The organism is Oscillibacter acetigenes (genome assembly GCF_025567605.1).
Classification (GTDB): Bacteria; Bacillota; Clostridia; order Oscillospirales; family Oscillospiraceae; genus Oscillibacter; species Oscillibacter welbionis.
The window spans coordinates 522581-545505 of the sequence record NZ_JAOQKG010000001.1 but is presented as its reverse complement, the minus strand read 5'-3'; the positions used below and the strand labels follow the sequence as shown (position 1 = coordinate 545505).

Genomic DNA, 22925 nt, shown 5'->3' with positions numbered 1-22925 from the left:
TTGCTGCTCTCTATTACTCCCGTGCCAGTTCATATAGGCTGCGGATGGATTCCATGACCGTATGCCACGACAGGTCGGCGGCATAGGAAAACTTCTTCTGATAAGCCCGCCACAGCTTTTCCATGTTTGGGTCGGCCTCAACTTCATCAAAGGCCGCAGGCGCGTCGGCAAGATACTTCTCTGTACCGCGTTTCCTGGCCGTTGCAATGAGCGCCGCACGGAGATCGGCTGGGACGATGCTCTGGCCGTGGAGCTGGCTCAGAATGTGCAGATCATAGAAATCTCTCATGCGGGTGTTGGTGGTGGCGCGGGACACGACAGTTTCCAGCTTCTCAGCCAGAACAGTTTCCAGATTGTACGCCAAAATTTCAATGGAACGATCCTCCAGCATCAGCTTGAAGCTGTAACGCACTTCGCGGGGCGTGATGGCGTCGCCGGTGGAAATGTCGATCTTGAGCGGCGTTATCACGCCGTCAAACTCCGTTTCCATGCTGACACGGATGCCCGGATACTCGGCCTCGTCCATGATCTCGGAAATGCGCTTCACCCGGAACCCCACGCCATCGTCCACCGGTACGGAGATGATGGAGGCAATCATGTTCTCCACGTCCTCGATGCCGACCGTCGCACCCTTTACGGTCGCGTCAATGTCCATCGTGGAGCGGGCGTCAAGGCCGACCATTGCAGCCACCAGCATCCCGCCTTTAAGGATGAACTTGTCCCGATATTCCGAAAGAGAAATGCGCTCCAGAAAGCGCTCCATCATGTAATTGCGCATCAGGATTTGCGCATCTGCGGATTTGTCCTTGGAGAGATTGCGTATCAGGTCTTTGAGCTGCCGTGCAGTCTTAATCATAAGAGTACCTCCAAATACTGCCGAAGCAGTTTTTCAACACGGAACATCTGCGCATAGCGCATCAGCTTCCGCAAGTCCTTGTCTTTTCGTTTTGCGTATTGCTTGAGTGCATCCTGAAAGGTCTGCATCTCGATTCCACTACGGCTGCGGATCAGATCGCAGATGGTACGCTCCATATCATAGACGGGAACCGAGTTGCCAAAGGGCGTGTTCATCGTGACGATCCCCACATCATGCAATTCTTTCTTGATGGTGTAGACCTTGATGCCGTCTGCTTGCAGGCTGGCAGGATTGTAGCCGGTCTTGACCGTGATGGAATACGGATTCGGCTCCCGGTCGGTCAGGTCATGGAAAAACAGCGCGCTCTCATGGGAGAATACAGCCTGCGCACAACGAAGGTGCAGCAGGTACATGGCGTCCGTCCATGCATCTGGCGAAACATAAACGCCATGCGCGGCCTGCTCTACGCCGCGCTGCTTGGCGTAGGCGTAAAACGTGGACTTGGCAATACCGATTTCCAAAACCTGCGCGGTTTTGACGATCCCATTGTTTTGCTGAAAAAGCAGATCAAGCCGGTCGTAGGCGGTCATGTTATCACTTCCTTCTTGCTAATATTATATCCGAGATTAGCAAGAAAGTAAACAACGATTTTAGAAAAGCAAGCCGAGGCATCGCCCCGGCTTGCGCTTTAACTATGGATGAAGTTTTTCATGGCAGCGTTCACGTCTTGCAGCTTGCCAAGTCCCTGCACCGCCAGCAGCGGAAGTCCCATCGGGCTGATTAGAAACGCCAGCACAAGGAGGATAATGCCATTTTTTACAGAGTAGGTAATCATCACGGCGATGGCCAACAGGGAGAGCAGGCCGCTTGCCAGCTTGAACGCGAAGCCGGAGCAAGACAGCAGCCCCGCGCACAGCCAGACGAACAGGGACAGGATAAGCGATAGCGGCACAAGGATAATTTTCAGAATGGACATTTGACGGCCTCCTTTTCAAAGACGTTATGCTTTTCTAATATCAGAATACCATGACAGCGCGCGCTTTGCAACAATGCGAGGCTTTTGCTTTGTGTGAACAGGGGCGGCGGAGTGACCGCCGCCCCTGCGACTTATTTCAGCGCCGCCAGCGAGGAAACGATTTTCTCTGCCGCCGTCCATATCCGTTCCTGACTTTGCTGAATGTCCTCCAAATCGGCCTCATAGATGCGGCCTGTTTCGTGAGCGCGGCGGGTAAGCTGGTTGAGGTTGTTGCTGGAATACCGAAGCAGGGACACCAGCTCCCGCAGCTCCGGAAGGTCGAGCTTCACCACATATCCGTCAATCGCCATCTTGCGGAGATACGCCGCCATGTTGGTGGTGCCGAACTGCGCCATCTTCGTTTCAATCATTTCCCGCTCCTGCGGCGTGACGCGGAATTTGAGCTGAATATCCCGTTTGCGCTTTGCCATCGCTCAGCGCTCCGGGGCTTTGGACTTCGCCGAAATTTTCGGCGAAGTTGTTTCAGGCGGCTTTTTCAGCTTATCCCGGACAGAGGTTTTCTGCCGCTCCTGTGCGTAGGCTTTGCGGGTCTGGCTGAGAAACAGATCCACCAGACCGGGATGGCTGTTGACGGCCAGATAGCAGTTGCGGTCAGTACCCCATGTGTCGGGATTGGCGGGGATGGACATGGCGTTTGTCCATGCCCGGTTGTCGGGTGAATACCGTCTGTCCCAATCCGCTTGACAGACGGTAATGGCGAGGATATAAAATGCGCGGTCATAGCCGAACTGCTGCACCACCTGATCGACTGCCGCTGCATCCAACCGGTTATCCCGGTAGTGGTCACGGATGGCGGTTTCAATCGCTTCCTTGCAGGCCGTGTTCGCTTGATTGGAAGCGCGGTAGGCCGCAAGCTCGTCATGCTCTCTGGCATAGGATGCCGGGTGTTTGTAAACGGGGAGATTTTTCATTATCGTGCCTCCATTTCTTTTTTGTGGGGCTTTTCCGGTGTGCCATGAACGGGCGGCGCTTTCAGCCTGTCCAGAACGGAAGGCCGCGTCGATTTTGCAATCGCCTGCTCAGGCTGCGGCTGTCCCTTGCCGTCCAGATTCAGTTCCATATCCAACTCAATCAGCCGCGCAGTTTTCGCGGCCAGCTCCTGCTCCTGCGGGAATGGCTTACCGACCTCAGCCTTTGCCGCTGCCTGCTGGTTATAGAGGTTTTCAAGCTGCTCCTGAACGCTGCGCAGACGCTCCGGCATTTTATCCAGCGCGTTCTCGATGCGGACAAGGTTGCCTCTGGCATCCGAACCGAGTTCAACGCGATGGGTCATCTGGCCTTTCAGCGTCAGCGTGTACGTTTTCCAAATGGAATCAAAAGCAACGGACATGGTAAAGCCGCGATAGCTGCCGATCTGTACCGGGTCTTTGCCCTTGACCTCCTTGCAGGTGTCCAGCAGTGCGGCACCGGCGTTTTCCTTATCGGTGAGCCGGTCGCCGCGAATCTCCATGCCGACAAAGCCCTCTGCCGGGAGCGGATGCGCTGCGAGGGTCTGCATATCCGCCTCCAGTCCACGAACAAAGCCCTTGTGTTCTTCTATCTTTTCCGGGAAGTATTTCAGCAGACTGTCCTCCAAGCGGAATTGCTTGCTGTTGTGGTCTGCCTTCATAATTTTGAGCTTGGACACCTCGATGTCCAAATCCATACGCTCTTTGATGCGGGGATCACCGGCACAGAGCGCCTTGATCTCCGCAAAGGACAGCGCCGTGGCGTCCACATCCTCACAGGAGCGAACCGGGGATTTTGAGGTCATGATCTGAGAGATGAATTTCTGCTTATTTTCCACCGTTTGCCAGAGGTAGGCATCAAACGTCCCCTCGGTCACATAGCGGCATACATGAACGAGCTTGTTCTGATTGCCCTGACGCTCGATGCGGCCTTTTCGCTGCGTGAGATCACGGGGACGCCACGGGCAATCCAAATCGTGAAGTGCGACCAAACGATCCTGCACGTTGGTTCCTGCGCCCATTTTGGCCGTGCTGCCCATCAGGACGCGCACCTGACCGCTGCGTACTTTTGCGAACAGCTCCCGCTTTTTGACCTCCGTATTGGCGTCGTGGATGAACGCGATTTGTTCCGGGGGCATACCGGCGTCAATGAGCTTTTGGCGCACATCCTCATAGACCGTGAACGGCGTTTCCGCGCTTTCCTCCAATGAAATCGCACTCTCCAGCGCATGGATTTCCGGGCTGTCCAGCGTACCGGGGGAAGCCTTTGCCGCCCGCTGTGAGGGCGTGGTCTTTGGCGTAGAAATGTCGCAAAACACAAGCTGTGTCAGTTTTTCCTCCTCGCCGTCACGCCAGTATTGGAGAATGTTCGCCACGCACTGATTGACCTTGGTGGTTTCCTCGTCGGGGAGCATGGGATTGATGATGCGCTGGTCAAGCCCCAGCTTGCGTCCGTCCGAGGTAATTTTGAGCATATTGTCCACATCCGGGCTGACCGCACCGCTGTGTACCTTGGACGCTCGTTCCGAGAGGGCTTTCACCATGTCCTGCTGGATCTGCGTGGGTTTGGTGGCGATGGTGTGGTACGCAACCTCCGGCGTGGGCAAGTGGAGCTGATCCGCCGTTTTGATGTCGGCGACCTCTTTGAACAGGTTCATCAATTCGGGCAAGTTGAAAAACTTTGCAAAGCGCGTCCTTGCCCGGTAGCCGGTGCCCTCCGGGGCAAGCTCCAGCGCGGTGGTGGTTTCACCAAAGCGGCTTGCCCAGCAATCAAAGTGGCCCATACCCATCTCTTGCAGCCGGTCATGCTGCAAATAGCGCTGGATGGTGTAAAGCTCTGTCATGGAGTTGGAAACCGGGGTGCCGGTGGCAAACACCACGCCGCGCCCACCGGTCAGCTCATCCATGTAGCGGCACTTGGAGAACATATCCGAGGATTTCTGCGCATCGGTGGTAGAAAGCCCTGCCACGTTGCGCATCTTCGTATAGAGGAAAAGATTTTTATAATTGTCCGACTCGTCCACAAACATCCTGTCTACGCCGAGCTGTTCAAAGTAAATCACATCATCCTTGCGGTCGCTGGCTTGCAGCTTTTTCAGCCGCGCCTCCAGCCCCTTTTTCGTGCGCTCCAAGCTCTTGATGGTAAAGCTGTTGCCGCCTGCGAGCTTGGTATCCTGAATACCATCGGTGATTTCCTCAATCTGCTGGTGAAGGAGCTGTTCCTGCCGCTCCGGACTGATGGGGATACGCTCAAACTGGCTGTGGCCGATGATAACGGCGTCATAGTCGCCGGTGGCGATACGGGCGCAGAATTTCTTGCGGTTGTGGGTTTCAAAGTCTTTCTTGGTAGTGACAAGGATGTTGGCCGAAGGGTAGAGCCGCAGAAACTCAGACGCCCACTGTTCCGTCAGATGGTTCGGCACGACAAAAATGGATTTCTGGCACAGGCCCAATCTCTTGGATTCCATCGCAGAGGCTACCATTTCAAAGGTTTTTCCCGCGCCAACTTCGTGTGCCAGCAGCGTATTCCCGCCGTACAGCACATGGGCGATGGCGTTTTTCTGATGCTCCCGGAGGGTGATTTCCGGGTTCATCCCAGAGAAAACGATGTGGCTGCCGTCATACTCGCGGGGACGAGTGCTGTTCATTTCCTCGTTGTATTGCCGTACCAGCGTTTCGCGCCGCTCCGGGTCTTTCCAAATCCAGTCCTTGAACGCATCCCGGATAAGCTGCTGTTTCTGCGCGGCAAGGGTGGTTTCCTTGGCGTTGAGGACACGGCGCTCCCGTCCGTCTGCATCCTCAATGGTATCGTAGATACGAATGTCGCGGAGATTCAGCGCATCCTCCAGCAGCCGGTAGGCGCTGGCGCGGTCTGTGCCGTAGGTGGTGAACGCCGCCACATCGTTGTAGCGCACCATGCTCTTGCGGGAAACCTGCCATTCTGCGGTGTACGGGACATAGCTGATCTCGATCTGTCCGCGCAGATAGCGGGGCGTTTCAAAGGTTTCATACATGAATTGCTCGATGTACTTCTTATCAAGCCATGTCACACCCAGCCGCACCTCAATCTCGCTGGCTTCAAGGTCTTTCGGCTGTGCGGCGATCAGGGCATCCACATTCCCGGCGAAGAATGGGTCGCGCGCTGCCACGCGCTGCGCGGTGCGGAGCTTCTGCCGGACGTTGCCGGAGAGATATTCGTCCGCCGTTTGCCAGCCCTTCGCCCAATGCTCGCCGCCGTCCTGCAAGTCAAACGGGCCGCTGTTGGGTTCCTTGTAAATGACACCCTTCAAATCCTCAACGATCTGCGGGATTTTCTCGCTGCCGCCCATGAGGGAGGCCATAAAGTCGAGATCGACGCAGGCTTTTTCTCCGATGCAGACAGCAAGGGCTTCACTGGCGGTATCCACAGAATCTACGCTGCGCTGCTGCTTGATAGTGCGCTTGTGGAACATATCCGCCTTGCGCTCCAGCTTTCCGTCGTCGTCCAGCACTTCCAGTGAACACAGGAGGTAGTAAGAGGAATCGTCAGAGAACGCAAGACGGTTCGCACGGTCATTGATTAGGCCATGTTTTGCGGAGAACGCATCATAGAGGCGGTTTAGCTCGGCCTGTGCTTCCTGAATCCGGCTTTCTGCGCTGTACTCGTCCATTTGCAGGGCAATCAGCTCATTCACGCAATCCCGCAGCGCGACCATGCCCTTGACACGCTCGGCGGCGGTGGCGTTCAGCTCCGGTTTGACCATGCGGCTGTTTTCCCGGTAATACACCTCGCCGCCCACCACGGTGTAGGAGTAGTTTTTCACATTGGGGTCTGCGGGGATAGACGTGTCGATCTGTTCGCCCTCACCCAGCTCTGGCAGTTCCGCCTCCTGATAGGTGCCGCGAATGTTTTTCACGGCATCATGGAGCTGATCTGCAAGTTTCAGCCCCTCAATGGGGACAACGGTGAAGTCCTGCTTGCCGTATTGGGTGCTTTCGGAGGTCTGCCTGCCTAAAATCATCTCCGGGTGGTCAACAAAATAGCGGTTGATGGCAAAGCCATCCTCGTTCTGGCCGAGGTATACCCAATCCGGTTCGATCTCAATGGGACGGTCACGCTTTTGGAGAAAGAGAATGTCCGAAACCACATCCGTACCGGCGTTGGCGCGGAACGCATTGTTGGGCAGACGAATGGCACCCAGCAGCTCCGCCCGCTGCGCGATGTACCTGCGGACTTCGGGCGATTGCTTGTCCATCGTGTAGCGGGAGGTCACAAACGCAATCACGCCGCCCGGACGCACTTGGTCGAGGGTTTTGGCAAAGAAGTAGTCGTGAATGGAAAAACCGAGCTTGTTATAAGCCCGGTCATCTACCTGATATTGTCCGAACGGGACGTTGCCCACGGCAAGGTCGTAAAAGTCTTTCCTGTCCGTTGTTTCAAAGCCCGCGATGGTAATGTCCGCCTTGGGATAAAGCTGCTTGGCAATACGTCCGGTGATGCTGTCCAGCTCCACGCCGTAGAGCTTGCTGCCCTGCATCTGCTCCGGCAGCAGGCCAAAAAAGTTGCCAACGCCCATAGACGGCTCCAGAATGTTGCCGGTCTGAAAGCCCATATTGCCGACCGCTTCATAGATTGCCTTGATGACGGTGGGGCTGGTGTAGTGGGCGTTCAGCGTGGACGCTCTGGCCGCAGCGTATTCCTCCGGGGAAAGTGTGGCGTAAAGCTCTGCAAACTCGTCCGACCAGTTTGGCTTATTCTCGTCGAAGGCATCCGCAAGACCGCCCCAGCCCACATAGCGGGAGAGGATTTCCTGCTGCTCCGGGCTGGCCTGTAAGCCCTCAAACTCCAGCTCTTGCAGGAGGCGAATCGCCGCCATATTTGCCCGAAACTTTGCTTTTGCGCCGCCGACGCCGAGGGCATCATCGGTGATGTGGAAATTCTGCGCGTCGCGGTGGCTTGCCGCCTTGAAGTCAGCGTAAGCGGCCTGCTCCGCAGCGGCAACGCTGTGAAATTCCTGCCACTCGCCGTCAACGGGGATGGATACCGCAGGACGGTGTGCGGGAGGCTCGTCGATCTCGGCCTGTGAGATGGCATCATCAAAATCAGGCACAAACTCGCCCATTTCCGAGAGTGCCGCTCGACCTTCATGCTCCAGAATCAGCCTTTCTTCCTCGTTCATAGCAGGAGGTTCAGGCTTGGCGGGTTCCGCAGAGGGCGGGTCATGCTCCGGCTCGTCAAAGCGCAGGGTGCGAATCTCCACATCATAGGGGAGGTTGTTTTTGTCAGCGGGATACACCGCCACGGTCTGCTCGGTGTAGGCGGGTGCCTGTTCCGGCTGCGGATACCGCTCCATGAGCCGTGCGAAGCTCTCCCTGCTCTCCGCACGGGAAACGGGATAGCGAAGCGACGGATCGCGGAGAGAAATATCAAAAAGACCGATGCTCTCAATAATAAACGGCTTGCCGTCCTCCAAATATACCGTATCGCCTACGGAATACGGGAACGGTTCTCTCTGCGGGACAGGAGCTGTTTCGGGAACGTCTGTAACTGCTTCCTCTGGCTCATGCCAGCGGTATTGTTCCACATCCTCATCCGAAACATGAATGAGGTCGCTGAAATCGAGGTTTTCCAGCTCGTTGGTAATAATCTCTTGCAAAGAGCCGTACTGCCGGGTTTCCAGATGCTCGTCATCCAGATAGCGCTCCAGCCGGTAATTCACAAGGTCAATGTTCACCTGAATGGGAATCTCATCGTCGGTGACGGTGGTGTAAGCGACGCCAATCTTGGTGGGGTCGCTGAAATCCGCCTCTGAGCCGTATTCACTCCGGCAGAAGTCGGAGATCAGTCCCTTTGCACGTTCCATGAGCGCCTGCTCCGCAACACGCTCCGCATCCTGCATCACACGCTGGATAAATGGATCGCTGTTCAGCTTTTCGGGGTCAACTACTTTGCCGCCCACGATGCCGCGCTCGGCGAGGGTTTCCCGAATGACAACAGGGTCAATATCATCGAAATTGTCGCGTTCCGCCTCGGTGTAGAATTTATCCTCGCGGATGAGCTGCGCCAGTCGCCGCTGCACCTTCGGCCATGTCAGTTCGGCGGTTTCCGGGCTTCCAGCGCGGACGATAAAGAGATTGTTGCCCTCCTTGCCGCCGTACTCGTGAGCAAGCCATGCAGCAGTTTCTTTTTCACGTCCGTGCTGCTGCATATACCGCACTACGGCGTGTTTGCTCTCGATATTTCTGTTCCATGCACGGAGCGCATCGTCTATATCGTCCTGCGAGAGCGGTCGCAGCAGATCGTGAAGCCGCTCATAGGTTCCCTCAAAAACCTCCTGATGTAAGCGGCTGCGGAATTCTGGAACATCCGAAAATAGCCGGATAAGCTCCATATCTTTTGAATTGAGAACGGCACGGCGCACAGCGGCATTACACTCGATTTCCGCATTTTCCCGGTCAGAGTGACCGCAGGCGTTGCGATAGGCCGTATCCTCCGAAACCGCTGCCATCACCACCGGCCTGTAATGCTCCAAACGTTCCTGCACCGTGGGCTGAACTTGCTCTGCGGCGGGGTCGCGGAACACCCTCGTGCCGTCCGCGCCGAACTCTGCTTCATAAGCATTGATGGCGGCTTCTGCTTCATGGTCAATAGAGCGCAGCGTGTAAATGTGGCGCTCACCCCTAAAGTCTGACGCTTCGGCAATCGTCACGTCGTACTTATCGCGCAATTTCTCCACATACATCTCTAAATTGTTCGACGGAAGGCCACACATTTCCACACGGCCAGCGCCGGGGATATTGCGGGTGGTCAGGTTCATATCCAGCAGCTCCGCCGCCTGTTTTGCGTCCTCGCCATACATTTCAAAGAAATCCCCCACCTGAAACAGCACGATGTTGTCCGGGTGGGATTCCTTGATGGCGTTATAGCTGTCGTAGGCGGTGTTTCGCGCCACATCCTGTGCCTGCGCCTTATCATAAAGCGCCTGTTCGTCTGGTGTAAAATAGCGGTTCATCCGAATCAGCTCAGAGATACGCGAAGCGACCTTGTTCCAATTCATCTGAACATCTGCACAGCCCGCTTTTTTCAACGTGATGCCTTTGCTGCCGTGATCTTCATAGCTGCCGCTTTCTCTGGATACGGCATGGGTATGCCCGCCGATGCCGTACTCCTTTTTCAGAAAATCGGCATTCTCCTTGGGGGTGTGCGAAGTCTGGAAAAACGCATAGATGCGGGCCTTTCCACCCTCAAAGCTGCTTCCGTTTGCAAGAGAAGCCGAAATTTCATCTTCGGTGATAAACCTGCCGGTTGCTGGAATAGCCTCCATATCGGAACGGAATTCCTTTCGTGGAAGGGACAGATCTTCTAAACGTGTGAGAAGTGCCTGCGGCCGGTGGTAATGGAAGCGCAGCAGCGCACGGTTTTCGCGGTAGGCGTCCATGAATACCTTGTATTCTGACAGGAGCCTATCCCGGAACGCCGGATTCAGCAGATCGTCCGTCAGACGCTCCGTTTCCTCTGGAAAGCTGGTGCTATGGATATTACCCAAGCAGGACAGATACCCCAGCGACTTTGCTTCATCCGAGAAATCGTGATAAAGGTTCCAGACATCCGCAGCAATACCCAGCCGCTCATAGCGCGGGGCTTCCGTGACCTCAAGATTGGTGGCAAATGCGCCGCCGTCCAGAAGTTCCTCAATATGCTCCGCCGCATCTGCCCAGCCTATCACTTGGGCAGAACGAAGATAGCGAGAGGTATCTCCGGTTGCAATATGGATACCATCGTCTCCGTACCATGCGGAAAACCTGCCGTTATCCGTAATCAGGCCGTTGCCGCCGTAGTAGAGCTTTTTGAGAAATACCGCGCGATCCTCTAAAGGCTTTTGCTTGGAGAATTCCGCAGCAATTTTCATCCGCGCTGCATCCGCATTACCGCTCGTGCGCAGGATGTGGTCAATATCATCCTGAGAAATGAACATAGAAAAAGCGGAGGGTGTTACACTCTCCGCTTCTGCGATGGATTGAATTTGTTCTGCCTCTGAGGGGAAGAAGGACATCTGTGCCCCAGCAGGGGCATCGAACATATTTAGCTGAACACCAGTTCCGTGAGGATCGTTTCCTCGGCCTGCGCTTTCAGCGTGTTCATCAGCCCTACCCACTTCATCGGGTCGCTGGCTTTCAGCGCTTCCGTCACGCCCGCTGACTTCATCAGCTCCGGCATCATCTGTTCCAGTCGGTTGTTCGCTGCCTCGTCGATCTCCCGCAGATGGGGGTACAGCTTCTCGGACAGCAGCAGGCTGTTCCACAGCACCGGACGATGCTCCTTCAGGTAATCCTTCCGCATCCTGCCGTACTTGCCCAGCGGGGCTTGCGGCTGCTCGGTCAGGCTCAGATCGGGAATCAGATAATCCCCGCTGCGGGTGTAGGTCAGTTCGCTCATGGCTTTCGCTCCTTTCCGCGATTTTCTCGCGCTCGTAATTCTTGATGGTGACTTCGATCTGCCGCAGCACCAGCTCGCTGGACTGGCTGATGGCCGTTCCAAGGGCGGCGACGGTCTGCGGGGTGTTGAAATCAAAGACGTTCAGAAAATCCTCATGCTCGAAGTAATCTCCCGGCTGCATCCCGCAGCGGGACAGCAGCGTATAGGTGGTGCTGACAACGGCGGCGTTCCGAAAAGCGGCTCCGATGTTGAACTCATCATAGTCCTCCAAAAAGGAGCCGTCAACGATGCCGACAATATCGCGCCGATTGTCGTGCCAGTATTCATCTACAAGCTGCGCCGCCACACGCTCCAACTGATCAGCAAGTCCGTTTTCACCGGAAACATCGAAGCGCTGTTCCAGCGCCGCAGATACCACCTCACGATGCTCTTGCCGGTATTCCCAAAGATAAGGGCGGCGAGAGTTCTCGCCGCCGCTGGTGTCGGAAACATCAAATACATATCGGAGTTTGGGTTGGTCGCTGCTGGTATCCACAAGGGCGATGCCCTTGCTGCCTCGCCGCACATAGCGGCGCATCTGCTTATTCCAAAGGTCGTATTCCGCGCAGGCCGTGGCTTCCGGGCGCTGGGCGAAAATCATGAGCTGTTCATTGTAGGGGTACTTATACAGCCTTGCGGCGGTGGTCAGAAATGCCGTCCACTTCTGGTAGCTTCCCGTGATCTGCTCCGCCGTGCGGTCTGCCATCTGCGCATAGAGCTGTACTTTACTCGGCATCCATATCCTCCTTTTCAAAATCGGGGAACAGGTCAAGCGCGTCATATTCCGCGTCGCTCATCCTGCGCAGCTTTGCGATGGCGCTGTCCGTCAGCTCCCGCAGCTCCGTTTCATCCGCAGCGAGGTAGCCGCGCATTTCCTCCAGCGCCGCGATCAAGCCCGTGCGGGTGCCGGTGTTGTAGAGGCTCATAAGTTGGCGTTCTTCAAAGGTGATGTTCATATCAAAGCTCCTTTTCCGCGCTCTTTTTGAGCGCTGTTTTGTGTGGACGTTCTTGGGCCGGTTGGCTTTTGAGCTGCTCCAGTACAGATTTCTTCTTTTCCCGGTGTGCCGCCTCTGCCAAATCCATCAAGGAGATGGACATACCGGCCTTGACCTGTGCTTCAAGGTCGGCGACGGTGGGCTGTTTGGGGCCGTTGTTGATAATGCCGTCGATCATGCCGTAATCGTCCTCCATCGACATCTCGGCGGCTTTCAGATAATTCTCCGGTTTCTGAAAGGCGGGCAGCTCCTGAAATCCCGTGCTGTCACAGTAGTGATAGGATACCTTGCCGTCCTGTTTCAGCGCAACGATGTCGCTGACGGAGAGGCTGTGTCCCACAAAATCGCCGGGGCGCTCGTCGTTGAAAATGTAGTAGAAGTTTTCAAGGATTCTGCCGGTATCATCGTCCGGGTACACCTCACGGGTATAGACGGCTTCATAGTTGGCCGGGTCAGGCGGCGCGGCCAGACTGCCGAGGTTGGCAAAACGCAGCTCCACCGGCGCATCCCGGCGCAGTTGGTAGATCGCCATAGAATCGGTGGGACTGTTCAAAAAACGCTGCTCCACATCGCGGGGTGGGATATGGCCCTTGACCGCATCCCAATCCGGTCTTGTGACGCCGAACATTCCGTCGTGCTTGATGATGTCCTCGGCTTCAAAGACCATTTCCTCGGTGTTGCCGGGATGGAGCATATAAACCGTGATGTCATGTTCCAGAAGCTCCACTGCCCGATCCTTGGAAAGCGGGAGCATATCGCTATCCAGATACCCATAGCTGCGCATATCATCCACCGTCAGCGTGGGGTCAGGCATCGGGACGGCCTGTTCCAGCTCCGGGAGCATATTATCTGCCGCATCGGTGGGAACAGCGACTGCGCCGGTGATCTGTTCACCGGCACCGAGGGGCAGCTCGTTTGCCTCCTGCAAGTCTTTCAACAGCTCCAGCGGCGCAAGGCGGATCGGTGCGGCATTGCCAATATTGTGGAGCTTGCAAATTCCAAGCGCCGCTGTGGACAGTTGCTGTTCGGTGCCATCGAGTACGCCGCCATCCAGCACTTTTGCGGAACCGGCGTCATAGATGGTGTAATCAATGCCTGTGTCGCTGCGCTGAACGTGAATGTATTTGTCGTTGTCCACCATGTAGAGCTTTTCCGCCTCTGGCGCTTCCACACTTGGCTGTTCCGCAGCGGCCAAATTCTCCCGGTCTATGCCGCGCTCCTTGCAAATCTCCGCAAAGTGCCGGTCAATGTCCGTAATCAGCTCGGATGCCGTCTTATTGATAGTTTCCAGACTGGCTCGAAGCTCTTTCAGCTCCTTGCCCTTTGACCATGTGGCGATATAGCCGAAGCTGTTCTCTCCCGTTTCAATGCCGTAATACTGGCAGACCGCATAGGAAATGCTTTCGGCCTCGACCTCCTCGGTGTTGCGGCTCTTTTCACCGGGGACAAGGATCGTCTCACCATCGTCCGCAAGCTCCGTCATGTGTTCATAGTCGTGGAGCTTGGCGTGGGCAATCTCATGGACGGCGGCGCATACCGTCTGCACCTCACTCATACCGGCGCGGATGGTGATGCTCTGCGCCTTAATGCTGAAAAAGCCGTCCGTATCCCGCGCAACGGGCTTTATCTCCATCGGAACGGGAGAAGCACGGCGCAGCGCCTCCATGAAAACCTCATACTGCTGCACATTGCCGCTCAGATCGGCGGCAAGCTGGGGCAAGGGCTTTCCCGCAGTCTGCGACACGTCAAAGACGGATACCACCTTGAACATAGGGATACGGATTTCCTTTTCCTCAATGACGGCCTTACCGTCTGCGTCCAGTATCGGCGCGTTGGTTTCGGGGTCGGTCTTGATTTCCTCGACCTTTTTCTTATAGGGAGTAGGAGCGATGATGCGGATACCTTTTTCGCCTTTCAGGACGTTCCTGCCGAACTGATCGCGCCACTTGTTGAAGCCCGCCACATGGGTTGCGTCGGGGCGCTGCATATAGATGAGCATGGTATTATTGACCGAGTAGCGGTGAAAGCGGCTCATGGTGGCAAGGTACTTCCGGTATTTATCGCTCTCGAACAGCTCCTTGATGCCATTTTCGATGCTGTCAACGATCTCCCGCATCCGGTCTTTGTTGGTTTGTTTTTCAGCCATGATGATCTCCTTTCAGAAAAAATAGCGCCCCTGCGCAGAAGAAAACACATCCTGCACAGGGGCAATTCTCCGCAGATAGAGGCCGTTTTTGCGCTTGCGGATAGAATGACGCAGCCACTTGCAATCCGGCATGGAAAAAGCCTTGCGGCACGGGGCTTTCCCAGTCTCTATTTGCGGAGGTTCCAGTATTGTTTACGCTTCCGTTTGGCGTCCTGCTTTCGACGCTCCTGCTTGGCGCAGGCGGGGCAATATTTGGTGCGATTGGAGGAAGAATAGACCGGCTTACCGCAGACGGCGCAGCGCTTTCCCGGCCTTTCCCGCATCACGTCGGCCAGCAACTCATGGTCGGCGGGAAGTACCGCGTTTCGGAACCAGTTGCACAGCAGCGAGTAGGAAATACCCTGTACGCAGACGCAAGGCTCTCCATCATCCAGCGCGAGGCAGTTGCCGTGATCGTAATTACAGCAGAGCTTCCGAATGAGCTTCTTGGCGCGGCGGAGCTGCTTGTGATCCATACGCGGCGCATCAGCCATTGTCGAACACCAGCTTATAGCCCGTGTGCTGCCCATCATCCTCCAGAAGAACGACGGCATCATAGGTTTTCCCGGTTTTTTCCGAGTAGCAGCCTTTCAGCGGGGCGCGGCCATTTTTCAAAAGCGCAGCGGCAAGAGATTTCGTCAGCGCCTTTTTCTTGGCGGTGAAAAAGCGGCTGTTTTTCCAGAGAACAAAGGAACAGGTGCGGTTCTCACAGAAAAAACCCTTCGGAGATCCCGTCACCTCGGCTCCGCAGCGGGGACACTGGCCGACCGCTTCACGCCCGGAGGGGAACAGGACTTCCGTACCGGGGATGGGTTTGTAGGTCTGCACCAGCTCATGTAGCATGGCGGCAATCCCATCCATGAAGCTGTCCGGGGCGATTTCGCCGCGCTCGATCTCTTTCAGGCGGTGTTCCCATTCAGCGGTGAGCTGCGGAGACTGGAGCTGTTCGGGCAGAACGGTGATAAGCGCCGTGCCGGTGGAGGTGGGCAGCAGATTTGTGATCTTCTTGGACTTCCTGCGCTCCACAAAACCGGAGGACACCAGCTTTTCAATGATACCGGAACGGGTCGCCGGGGTGCCAATGCCCTTGCGCTCGGCATCATCTGGCATATCCTCCTTGCCCGCGTTCTCCATCGCAGCCAGCAGCGTATCCTCGGTGAAATGCTTGGGCGGCGTGGTTTTTCCGGTCTTGACCGATGCGGCAGATACGGAAAGCGTCTGTTGCTCCGTCACCACCGGCAGCGCGGGCGCTGCCTCTGCCTGCTCCTGCTCATAGCGCTTCCAGCCGGGTGCAAGGACGGTTTTGCCCTTGGCGGTGAAGCTCTGACCGGCACAGTCCACCGTAATGACCGTTTCTGCGTAGCGATGTGGTTCATCCACCGCACGAAGCAAGCCCCTTGCCGCCAGCTTCAGCACCTCGCGTTCGCCCAGCGGCAGAGAGGCTATATCTACCTTTTCCGCGCTGATGGTGGGAACAATGGCGTGGTGATCGGTGACTTTTTTACTGCTGCATACCTGCTTGGCGCAGATGGTCGGCGGCTTCTCCATGCCGCAGACAGCGGCAGCGGCGGCGACAAGGCCGGGGACGCTGCCCTCCATATCGTCGGTCAGGAAGCGGCTGTCGGTGCGCGGGTAGGTACAGAGCTTCTTTTCATAGAGCGCTTGGAGATAGTCGAGGGTCTGCTGAGAGGTGTAGCCGAGAACGCGGTTGGCGTCGCGCTGGAGGGAGGTCAAATCGTAGAGCGCGGGCGCTTTCTCAGACTTTTCCTTGCGCTCCACGCTTTTGACGGTTACTGCCTTGCCCTTGCAGGCGTTGGCGATGGCGTCGGCATCCTTTCTGTCCTTCATTCGGCCTGTCGTGGCGGGAAAGCCGCAATCGAGCTGGACGGTGTAGAACGGCTCTGCCACAAATGCGGAGATCTCCGCCTCGCGCTGTACCAGCAGCGCCAGCGTGGGCGACATGACGCGCCCGATGTTCAATGTGCGGCCATACGTCAGGGAGAAATACCGCGTGGCGTTGATACCAACCAGCCAATCAGCCTTGGCGCGGCACAGGGCAGATTGATGCAGGCCGTCATAGTCGCGCCCAGACCTAAGCTGCTGGAAGCCGCTGCGGATGGCATCATCCTCCATTGAAGAAATCCAAAGCCGCAGAATCGGCTTGGAGCATCCCGCAAGGCAGTAAACCGTGCGGAAGATCAGCTCACCCTCGCGCCCAGCGTCGCAGGCGTTGACCACCTCTGCCACATCCTCCCGGCGCATCAGCTCCCGCAGAATGTCAAACTGCTTCTGCTTTTCAGAGCGGACGATGAAGCGGAACGAGGTAGGAATGATGGGCAGCGCCGCCAGCGTCCATTTGGCATCATCGGCATTGTAAACGGCGGCGTCGGCCAGCTCTGCCAGATGCCCGAAGCACCACGACACGATGTACCCGCCGCCCTCCAGATACCCGTCATACCGTGATTTTGCACCCAGCACGGCGGCGATGCTCTGCGCCACGGATGGCTTTTCGGCAATCACAAGGCGCATGGTGCAGCCTCCATTCTCTTTACGTCACGGTAGCAGGGGCGAACGCAGCTCTGCCCGAAGCGCTTACAGCCATAGCAGAAGTGTTCCTTGGCAGCGGCGGGAGGGCTGTCCTCCCGCGCTGCTTTCGGCTTCTGCATCATCAGGCGTTCCAGCGGATTGTTGGTGAAATATCTCATGCGTCTGTATCCTCCGTAGTATCCTGTTCCGGTTCGTCCTCATACGGCTCAAACTCGTATTCGTCCTCATCCTCACCGTAGTCATAATCGTCCAGATCGGCGCTGCCCTTGGTCTGCGGCTTGGCCTTTTTCTGCTTGAAGATGTAGAACGCGGCACCGCCGCCCAGCGCGACGATCAGCAGAACGACAAGGATGCCGCCCACGCCGCTCTTTTTCTCCGGTTCCTCGGCGGCGGGTTCTGTCGGCTCAGCGGGGACTTCTGGCTTTGCCTCCTTGCCCACGCACTCGGTCATGTTGACCGCGCAGACGGGGCAGGATGTATTGACCGTACCGGCCACGCATTTGGTGGTGCAGGAGCAAGTGGCGGGCGTTTCTTCCTCGCCGGTCAGCACCATCAGGTCAGCCTCATCCACCTGATTTAAGAAGTGGACGGTTTCTTCGCCCTCATCGTCACGGTCAATAATCATGTAAAACACATTGCCGTTCTTGCTTTCCAGCGTAATGAACTGTTTTCCTGCCTTGGTGCTGGAGCCAATATCGTCGATCAGCGTCAGATTGCCGTCCGGTGTCAGCGCGTCGCTGCCGCCCGTCATGCTGCCGACAAGGAGCTGCCAGAGGTCGGCCAGCTCTTTTTCATCAAACGGAAGCGTAATGCCGCCGATACTCACGGTACTGTCGGCGGCGTCGGTGACGGTCAGATAGCTGCCGTACACATAGCCCACACGGGCGGGCAGCAGGATTTTTACCCAATCGCCGTCCCTGCCAATCACATCGACCACCGTGCCGTTGGGGAGCTGCGTAAACGCGGTGTTGTCCAGTCCCGCGCCGGTGCGGACGTTCAGGTTGCCGCCGTTGGTCGTGACCGTGCCGATCTGTTTTGTTTCCTGTGTGTCTGCGGCGCTGCTTTCGGCGGTGGGCAGCGCATCATCAGGATAATCACCGCCGCTGGCAAAGGCAGAAACGGGGAGAATCCCGATACACAGGAGCATCAGCAGCAGACTGATAAAAATGCGCGGTGTGTTCTTAGTCATGGTTCAACGCCTCCTTTTCCGAAGTGGCCGGTGCAGGCGCGGCCTGCATACGGCGGAACAGCTCGGCAAACTGCTCCATCGTCATGCCGTTCTCACGCACCATGCCGATGATGTCGGTGTCCTCCAACTCACGAATCTGCTTTTCCAGCTCGCGGTTGCGGCCTTGCAGATCGGAAATTTTGCCTTTGTTCTTCTCCAGCTCTCCACGGAGCTTCATAATTTTCGGATTCATATTGTTCACTCTCCTTTACGGCAAGCGCCCATAGCGGTAGAAATGGGACTGCCAATAGCTTGAATTTAAGTTCGCATAAGAGATCGGGTCGCCACAGTGGATCATCATATTGTTGCCAACATAGATACCCACATGGCTGACACCTGGGGTATCATACGTTCCGGTGAAAAACACCAGATCGCCCGGCTTGACGTTGGCAGAGGATACGGGCGTACAGATATTGCAAAGCCCCTGCGCGCCCAGTCTGCCCACATCCCAACCGGAATGATTGATGACCCAACTGACGAAGCCCGAACAGTCAAACGAGGTGGAGGGGCTGCTGCCGCCCCAAACGTAGGGGTAGCCGAGATACTTTTCCGCTTCCTTGATGATAGCGGCGAATACCTCATCGTCCAGCGCCTCCGGGGGAATGTCGTAGTCGGTATAGCTGCCCTCCACATACTTGCCGATGTAGCCTGAACCGGGGAACAGGTCGGGACGGTTGCCGAGGGTGGCCATATAGGTGGCGTACATTCCGAGCTGTTCTTCGCTCATAATGTAGACGGGAACATGGGAGAGATTGAAGTTTTCCAGCGTGACCGTGCAGATGTAGTAGTCATACGGCACCTGATAGGTGTCCGTATGGGTGTTGCCGTCCGCGTCTGTCCATGTGTCGGTTTCTGTGCGGTAGCGGGTTTCCACCACCACATCCTCGGTCAAAATGTACTGGCGGTCAAAGAGCATCTGGAGCGTACCCTGCACCTCATCCAGCGTCCATTCCCCTTGATGCAGCGCCGTAATCATGGAAATGAGTACATAGGGGTCATGCTCGATGGTGTCTAGATCAAAGTGGTACTCATCGTAGTCATGGGTGCTTTCGTAGGTGTCGAGGTAGCGCTGAAGCTCTGCCTCCATTTCGCAATACTGCGCTTCCGCACCCAGCATATCGGTGTCCTGCGACGGATAGGTACTGGCCGCGATCCCGGAGCCGACGCCATCCATTATCACCGAGCAGGAGGACAGGCCGTTGAGCAGAAATGCCAGCATCAGCAGAATTGCGGCGGCAATGGCAAAGCCGCGCCGGTGTTCCCACACATATTTGCCCGCTTTCTCAGCCTTTTCAGCGGCTTTTTTCGCGGCCTTGGCGGTATTCTCTGCCGCCTTTGCCGTAGTCTGCGCCGCCTGATTGTGCTTGGCAGCGGCATACTGCTTTTTGATGGCCTGCTTCTGCTGCCACTTGGAAACGGGATTGCTGGTGGGGCTGTCGATCTCTGCTTTCTTCTGGAGCGCGTCAAGATTGGCTCGTTCCAGCTTTTTCTCTGCACGGATGGCAGCACGATAAGGCTTGAGCTGATGGGCGCGGTGGGCAGACTGCACCAGCCGCCCGCCGCTCTCCACGGCTTGCTCTACCTTGTGCGCGGCCTCTACGCCTACATTGTCATCCTCGCTCTGCCGCACCTCCCGGTGAACCTGAGAGAGAACAAAGTTGGCGGGGGCATCCCGCACGGCATGGGTCAGCTTTGAGGGCGGCTTTTTCTTATCCACTTCCTCAAAACGGAGCTGCGTTTTGACCTTGCCGGTGGCCGGATCAAAGCCGCGTTCCCTTTTGACCACGGTTTTCTTGGGGATTTTCGCCTGCGCCTTATCCGCCTTGGCCTCCGCTTTTTTCACCCGCTTGATGGGCTTTTCCAGCTTCGGCTCGGCAAGATCGGCGTCGGAAAACTGCAAACGCGGTTCTCTTTTCATGCCGACGCCACCTCTTGCGGTTTGGTGGTCATGACGCGGTACAGCTCGGTGTCCTTCGGGAAGTGGTCAATGAAGGGCAGGATCGTGTTGCCGTAGAACAGCAGCCCCTCGCCCTCGCCGGAGTGGGTCACATAAGAAAGCTGATGCGGCGAAATGTTGAGCTGCTTTGCGAGAATCTGCCGGTCGCCAGCGGCCTGATTGAGCATATAGATGAAATCGCTGTTCTCAAAAATGTTCTCAACCTCGCGGCTGGATAACAGGTCTTTGACATTTTGCGTGATCCCGGTGGGGATGCCGCCCCATTTGCGATAGCGCTTCCAAATCTCGACACTGTACGAGGCCGTCTGTTCCTCCTTCAAGAGAAGATGGAACTCGTCAAGATAGTAGCGGGTCGTTTTATGGGCGGCGCGGTTGATGGTCACACGGTTCCACACCTGATCCTGCACCACCAGCATCCCGATTTTTTTGAGCTGCTTGCCCAGTTCCTTGATGTCGTAGCAGACGATGCGGCTATTCACATCCACGTTCGTGTGATGGTTGAACACATTCAGCGAGCCGGTGACGTAGATTTCCAAAGCAGTGGCGATGTACTGCGCTTCTTTTTCATCCTGCGCACGGAGGGCGTTATACAAGTCCTCCAGCAGCGGCATATTCTCCGGCTTCGGGTCATTGAGGTAGTCCCGGTAGACGATGCGAACGCAGCGGTCGATGATGGTCTTTTCCACAGGGGCAAGCCCATCCTTGCCTCCGACGATCAACTCGCACAGCGACAGAATGAAGTCGGATTTCAGGCTCAGCGGGTTATCATCGTCGCTGTAATCCAGATTCAAGTCCATCGGATTGATGTAGCAGGGCGAACCGTCGTAGCCCTTGCCGGTGGGCGACAGCTTAATGACCTGACCGTGCAGACGCTCCACCAGCGGCGTATATTCGCCCTCCGGGTCACAGATGATGATGTCATCCTTGGGGCAGATGAGAAACGCATTGGTGATCTCACGTTTTGCCGAAAACGACTTGCCGCTGCCGGGAGTGCCTAAAATCAGACCGTTGGGATTTTTCAGCAGCTTCCGGTCTACCATGATGAGGTTGTTGGAAAGGGCGTTGATGCCGTAGTACAGCGCCTCCGAACCGTTCTGGAACAGCTCCTGCGTGGTGAAGGGGACGAAGATCGCTACGCTGGAGGTGGTCAAGCCCCGCTGAATCTCGATCTGATTCAGCCCCAGCGGGAGACTGCTCATCAGTCCTTCCTCCTGCTGGAAGTCCAGCCGGGTCAGCGCGCAGTTATATTTCTGCGCGATGCTGGAGGTCTGGAAGATGTTGTTGTCGAGCTGCCGGGGCGTGTCCGCTGTGTTGAGAATGAGGAAGGTCAGCAGGAACATTCGCTCGTTGCGGGACTGCAAATCCTGCAACAGCTTTTTGGCCTCTGCGCCGTAGGTAGCAAGGTCGCTTGGAATGATGTCCATGTCGTACCCGGCGCGGACGGCTTTTTTCTGTTCTTCGATTTTGGATTTGTCGAGATCGGTGATCTTGCGCTTGACGGTCTTGATGGCGTTGACCTGATCCACAGACTGCACATGGAGATTGACGAGGACGCTGCTCTCCATATCCAGAAAATCCGCCAGCATCCGGTCGTTCAGCTCCGGTGCCAGAATCTGCACGAAGCTGACCGCGCCCAGCTTTTTGCCCATACGAAACTGCCTGCCGGTCTTGAACTCAAAGGAGCTGGGCGCGATAAAGTCCTTAGTGGACAGCCCAGAGGGAGCCAGCCAGTCCCACGAAAAGCGGAACGGTTCCTGCTCGTCCATCCGCAGAATGTCGTGCATGACGTGCAGGCGCTCAAAGCCGTTCAGCGGCGCAGCCACAACGCCCAGCCGCTTGAAGTTGTTCAGGAGGTCGGTTTCGATGCGCTCCAAACGGGGCTTGGCAGCGCGGAGGTTGTCGGCCTCAACGCCGAACGTGAGATACTTGGTCTTAATGAGGCCGTTGTTGCCGCGGGCAAGCTGATTTTGCAGCATACCGGCGTACTCGGTGCGGATGCCGTCAAACTCGTCCCCGCAGGGCGGAATGGAAATGCTCCGTGCAAAGGTTTCCTGCGAAGCCGAGAGGTTCACAAAGGAAAGCTGGAATTGCACGGAGCTGTCAAAGTAGTTCAGGAAATCGCACCACGCCTCAAAGATGGCGGTCTTGTCCTCGTTCTGCGAGAGCTGGTAGTTGATGTCCTGATACTGGATCGTTTTGGTGTAGCGCGTGTCGGTCACACGGCAAATACCGTCCGGCCACATACGCTGATACGGGATGCTGTCCTGCGCCGATTTTTCTTTCTTATCCGTTCGGTTCGCTCTTGCGATGGCGGCTTCGATCTGTTTTCGTTCGGCGCGGGTCAGCTTTTTCTTTTCGGACAATTTGATACACCTCCCGGTCTAACTGGTTTTGCCGCTCCAAAACGGCATAGAAATTGTTGGTCTTATACGGGCGCTGCTTCGGCCTCTGGAAACACACGCGGTAGATGTTGCGGATGACGACCTCCAACGGCTGACCGTTCTTTTCATACATGGCGAACAGCATAGCCGGGATCATCACCACCATCATCACCATGGCGGCGGGGCTGGTGCCGATGCTGCCCTTGAGCAAGAAGAAAAGCGGTACGCCGATGAGCGCGCCGCTTCCGAAGCAGATGAGCTGTCGTTTCGTGAGGTTGAATAATACCTTGGTCTTAACTTTGGTTAAGTCCTTTGGGACGTTGACATAGGCCATAGAA

Annotated in this window: 17 protein-coding genes; all 17 read right to left on the bottom strand. The window is 56.3% G+C overall.

The annotated features are described in order from the left end of the window. Nucleotides 1-13 precede the first annotated feature (13 nt). The 17 genes from OCV80_RS02845 to OCV80_RS02760 all read right to left on the bottom strand — a co-directional run bounded on the left by OCV80_RS02845 (nucleotide 14) and on the right by OCV80_RS02760 (nucleotide 22921). The gene (locus OCV80_RS02845; protein WP_136890932.1) at nucleotides 14-856 is read right to left on the bottom strand and encodes a nucleotidyl transferase AbiEii/AbiGii toxin family protein; all 843 of its coding nucleotides are present in this window, start codon (nucleotides 854-856) and stop codon (nucleotides 14-16) included. Next, nucleotides 853-1446 carry a type IV toxin-antitoxin system AbiEi family antitoxin domain-containing protein gene (locus tag OCV80_RS02840; protein ID WP_136890933.1) on the bottom strand — a complete coding sequence of 198 codons (594 nt, stop codon included), beginning with the start codon at nucleotides 1444-1446 and terminating at the stop codon, nucleotides 853-855. The genes OCV80_RS02845 and OCV80_RS02840 overlap by 4 nt, the downstream gene beginning before the upstream one ends. Nucleotides 1447-1544: 98 nt before the next feature. Then, entirely contained in the window at nucleotides 1545-1832 is a 288-nt protein-coding gene (locus OCV80_RS02835) for a CD1845 family protein (protein WP_136890934.1), read from the bottom strand. 131 nt (nucleotides 1833-1963) lie between these two features. Beyond that, a complete protein-coding gene (locus tag OCV80_RS02830; protein WP_101069705.1) occupies nucleotides 1964-2302 on the bottom strand; it encodes a plasmid mobilization protein in 339 nt (112 codons plus the stop codon). A gap of 3 nt (nucleotides 2303-2305) precedes the next feature. Next, complete coding sequence (locus OCV80_RS02825) at nucleotides 2306-2803, bottom strand: DUF3849 domain-containing protein (protein WP_136890935.1); 498 nt, start codon at nucleotides 2801-2803, stop codon at nucleotides 2306-2308. Beyond that, nucleotides 2803-9831, bottom strand: coding sequence for a MutS N-terminal domain-containing protein (locus OCV80_RS16515; protein ID WP_449588084.1), 7029 nt, complete (start codon nucleotides 9829-9831; stop codon nucleotides 2803-2805). The genes OCV80_RS02825 and OCV80_RS16515 overlap by 1 nt, the downstream gene beginning before the upstream one ends. A 1070-nt stretch (nucleotides 9832-10901) precedes the next feature. Beyond that, nucleotides 10902-11255: a TnpV protein gene (locus tag OCV80_RS02810; RefSeq protein ID WP_021633207.1), complete on the bottom strand. Its 354-nt coding sequence runs from the start codon at nucleotides 11253-11255 to the stop codon at nucleotides 10902-10904. A gap of 764 nt (nucleotides 11256-12019) precedes the next feature. After that, nucleotides 12020-12250, bottom strand: a complete 231-nt coding sequence (locus tag OCV80_RS02805) for a transposon-transfer assisting family protein (protein WP_055270739.1) — start codon at nucleotides 12248-12250, stop codon at nucleotides 12020-12022. A gap of 1 nt (nucleotide 12251) precedes the next feature. After that, nucleotides 12252-14435: a YodL domain-containing protein gene (locus OCV80_RS02800; RefSeq protein WP_136890936.1), complete on the bottom strand. Its 2184-nt coding sequence runs from the start codon at nucleotides 14433-14435 to the stop codon at nucleotides 12252-12254. Between the two features lie 167 nt (nucleotides 14436-14602). Next, nucleotides 14603-14950: a cysteine-rich VLP domain-containing protein gene (locus tag OCV80_RS02795; protein WP_429835591.1), complete on the bottom strand. Its 348-nt coding sequence runs from the start codon at nucleotides 14948-14950 to the stop codon at nucleotides 14603-14605. A gap of 10 nt (nucleotides 14951-14960) precedes the next feature. Next, nucleotides 14961-17003: a DNA topoisomerase 3 gene (locus OCV80_RS02790; RefSeq protein WP_136890937.1), complete on the bottom strand. Its 2043-nt coding sequence runs from the start codon at nucleotides 17001-17003 to the stop codon at nucleotides 14961-14963. Further along, nucleotides 16991-17179: a hypothetical protein gene (locus OCV80_RS02785; protein WP_118683642.1), complete on the bottom strand. Its 189-nt coding sequence runs from the start codon at nucleotides 17177-17179 to the stop codon at nucleotides 16991-16993. The genes OCV80_RS02790 and OCV80_RS02785 overlap by 13 nt, the downstream gene beginning before the upstream one ends. Continuing rightward, on the bottom strand, nucleotides 17176-18210 hold the full coding sequence (locus OCV80_RS02780) for a CD1107 family mobile element protein (RefSeq protein ID WP_136890938.1): 1035 nt from the start codon (nucleotides 18208-18210) through the stop codon (nucleotides 17176-17178). Before OCV80_RS02780 ends, OCV80_RS02785 begins: the two co-directional genes overlap by 4 nt. Next, nucleotides 18203-18442, bottom strand: coding sequence for a DUF4315 family protein (locus tag OCV80_RS02775; protein ID WP_007883194.1), 240 nt, complete (start codon nucleotides 18440-18442; stop codon nucleotides 18203-18205). Before OCV80_RS02775 ends, OCV80_RS02780 begins: the two co-directional genes overlap by 8 nt. 15 nt (nucleotides 18443-18457) lie before the next feature. Then, nucleotides 18458-20167: a C40 family peptidase gene (locus tag OCV80_RS02770; RefSeq protein WP_136890939.1), complete on the bottom strand. Its 1710-nt coding sequence runs from the start codon at nucleotides 20165-20167 to the stop codon at nucleotides 18458-18460. Then, nucleotides 20164-22569 (bottom strand): VirB4-like conjugal transfer ATPase, CD1110 family, encoded by a 2406-nt coding sequence (locus OCV80_RS02765; RefSeq protein WP_181446424.1) that lies wholly within the window; start codon nucleotides 22567-22569, stop codon nucleotides 20164-20166. The genes OCV80_RS02770 and OCV80_RS02765 overlap by 4 nt, the downstream gene beginning before the upstream one ends. Continuing rightward, nucleotides 22490-22921, bottom strand: coding sequence for a PrgI family protein (locus OCV80_RS02760; RefSeq protein ID WP_007883202.1), 432 nt, complete (start codon nucleotides 22919-22921; stop codon nucleotides 22490-22492). Before OCV80_RS02760 ends, OCV80_RS02765 begins: the two co-directional genes overlap by 80 nt. Nucleotides 22922-22925 lie beyond the last annotated feature (4 nt).

Bases quoted from the DNA above. Each gene is read 5' to 3' on its own strand.
- OCV80_RS02830 (WP_101069705.1), bottom strand. From the start codon at position 2,302: ATGGCAAAGCGCAAACGGGATATTCAGCTCAAATTCCGCGTCACGCCG.
- OCV80_RS02805 (WP_055270739.1), bottom strand. From the start codon at position 12,250: ATGAACATCACCTTTGAAGAACGCCAACTTATGAGCCTCTACAACACC.
- OCV80_RS16515 (WP_449588084.1), bottom strand. From the start codon at position 9,831: ATGAACCGCTATTTTACACCAGACGAACAGGCGCTTTATGATAAGGCG.
- OCV80_RS02800 (WP_136890936.1), bottom strand. From the start codon at position 14,435: ATGGCTGAAAAACAAACCAACAAAGACCGGATGCGGGAGATCGTTGAC.
- OCV80_RS02775 (WP_007883194.1), bottom strand. From the start codon at position 18,442: ATGAATCCGAAAATTATGAAGCTCCGTGGAGAGCTGGAGAAGAACAAA.
- OCV80_RS02835 (WP_136890934.1), bottom strand. From the start codon at position 1,832: ATGTCCATTCTGAAAATTATCCTTGTGCCGCTATCGCTTATCCTGTCC.
- OCV80_RS02790 (WP_136890937.1), bottom strand. From the start codon at position 17,003: ATGCGCCTTGTGATTGCCGAAAAGCCATCCGTGGCGCAGAGCATCGCC.
- OCV80_RS02780 (WP_136890938.1), bottom strand. From the start codon at position 18,210: ATGACTAAGAACACACCGCGCATTTTTATCAGTCTGCTGCTGATGCTC.
- OCV80_RS02840 (WP_136890933.1), bottom strand. From the start codon at position 1,446: ATGACCGCCTACGACCGGCTTGATCTGCTTTTTCAGCAAAACAATGGG.
- OCV80_RS02760 (WP_007883202.1), bottom strand. From the start codon at position 22,921: ATGGCCTATGTCAACGTCCCAAAGGACTTAACCAAAGTTAAGACCAAG.
- OCV80_RS02810 (WP_021633207.1), bottom strand. From the start codon at position 11,255: ATGAGCGAACTGACCTACACCCGCAGCGGGGATTATCTGATTCCCGAT.
- OCV80_RS02845 (WP_136890932.1), bottom strand. From the start codon at position 856: ATGATTAAGACTGCACGGCAGCTCAAAGACCTGATACGCAATCTCTCC.
- OCV80_RS02785 (WP_118683642.1), bottom strand. From the start codon at position 17,179: ATGAGATATTTCACCAACAATCCGCTGGAACGCCTGATGATGCAGAAG.
- OCV80_RS02795 (WP_429835591.1), bottom strand. From the start codon at position 14,950: ATGGATCACAAGCAGCTCCGCCGCGCCAAGAAGCTCATTCGGAAGCTC.
- OCV80_RS02770 (WP_136890939.1), bottom strand. From the start codon at position 20,167: ATGAAAAGAGAACCGCGTTTGCAGTTTTCCGACGCCGATCTTGCCGAG.
- OCV80_RS02825 (WP_136890935.1), bottom strand. From the start codon at position 2,803: ATGAAAAATCTCCCCGTTTACAAACACCCGGCATCCTATGCCAGAGAG.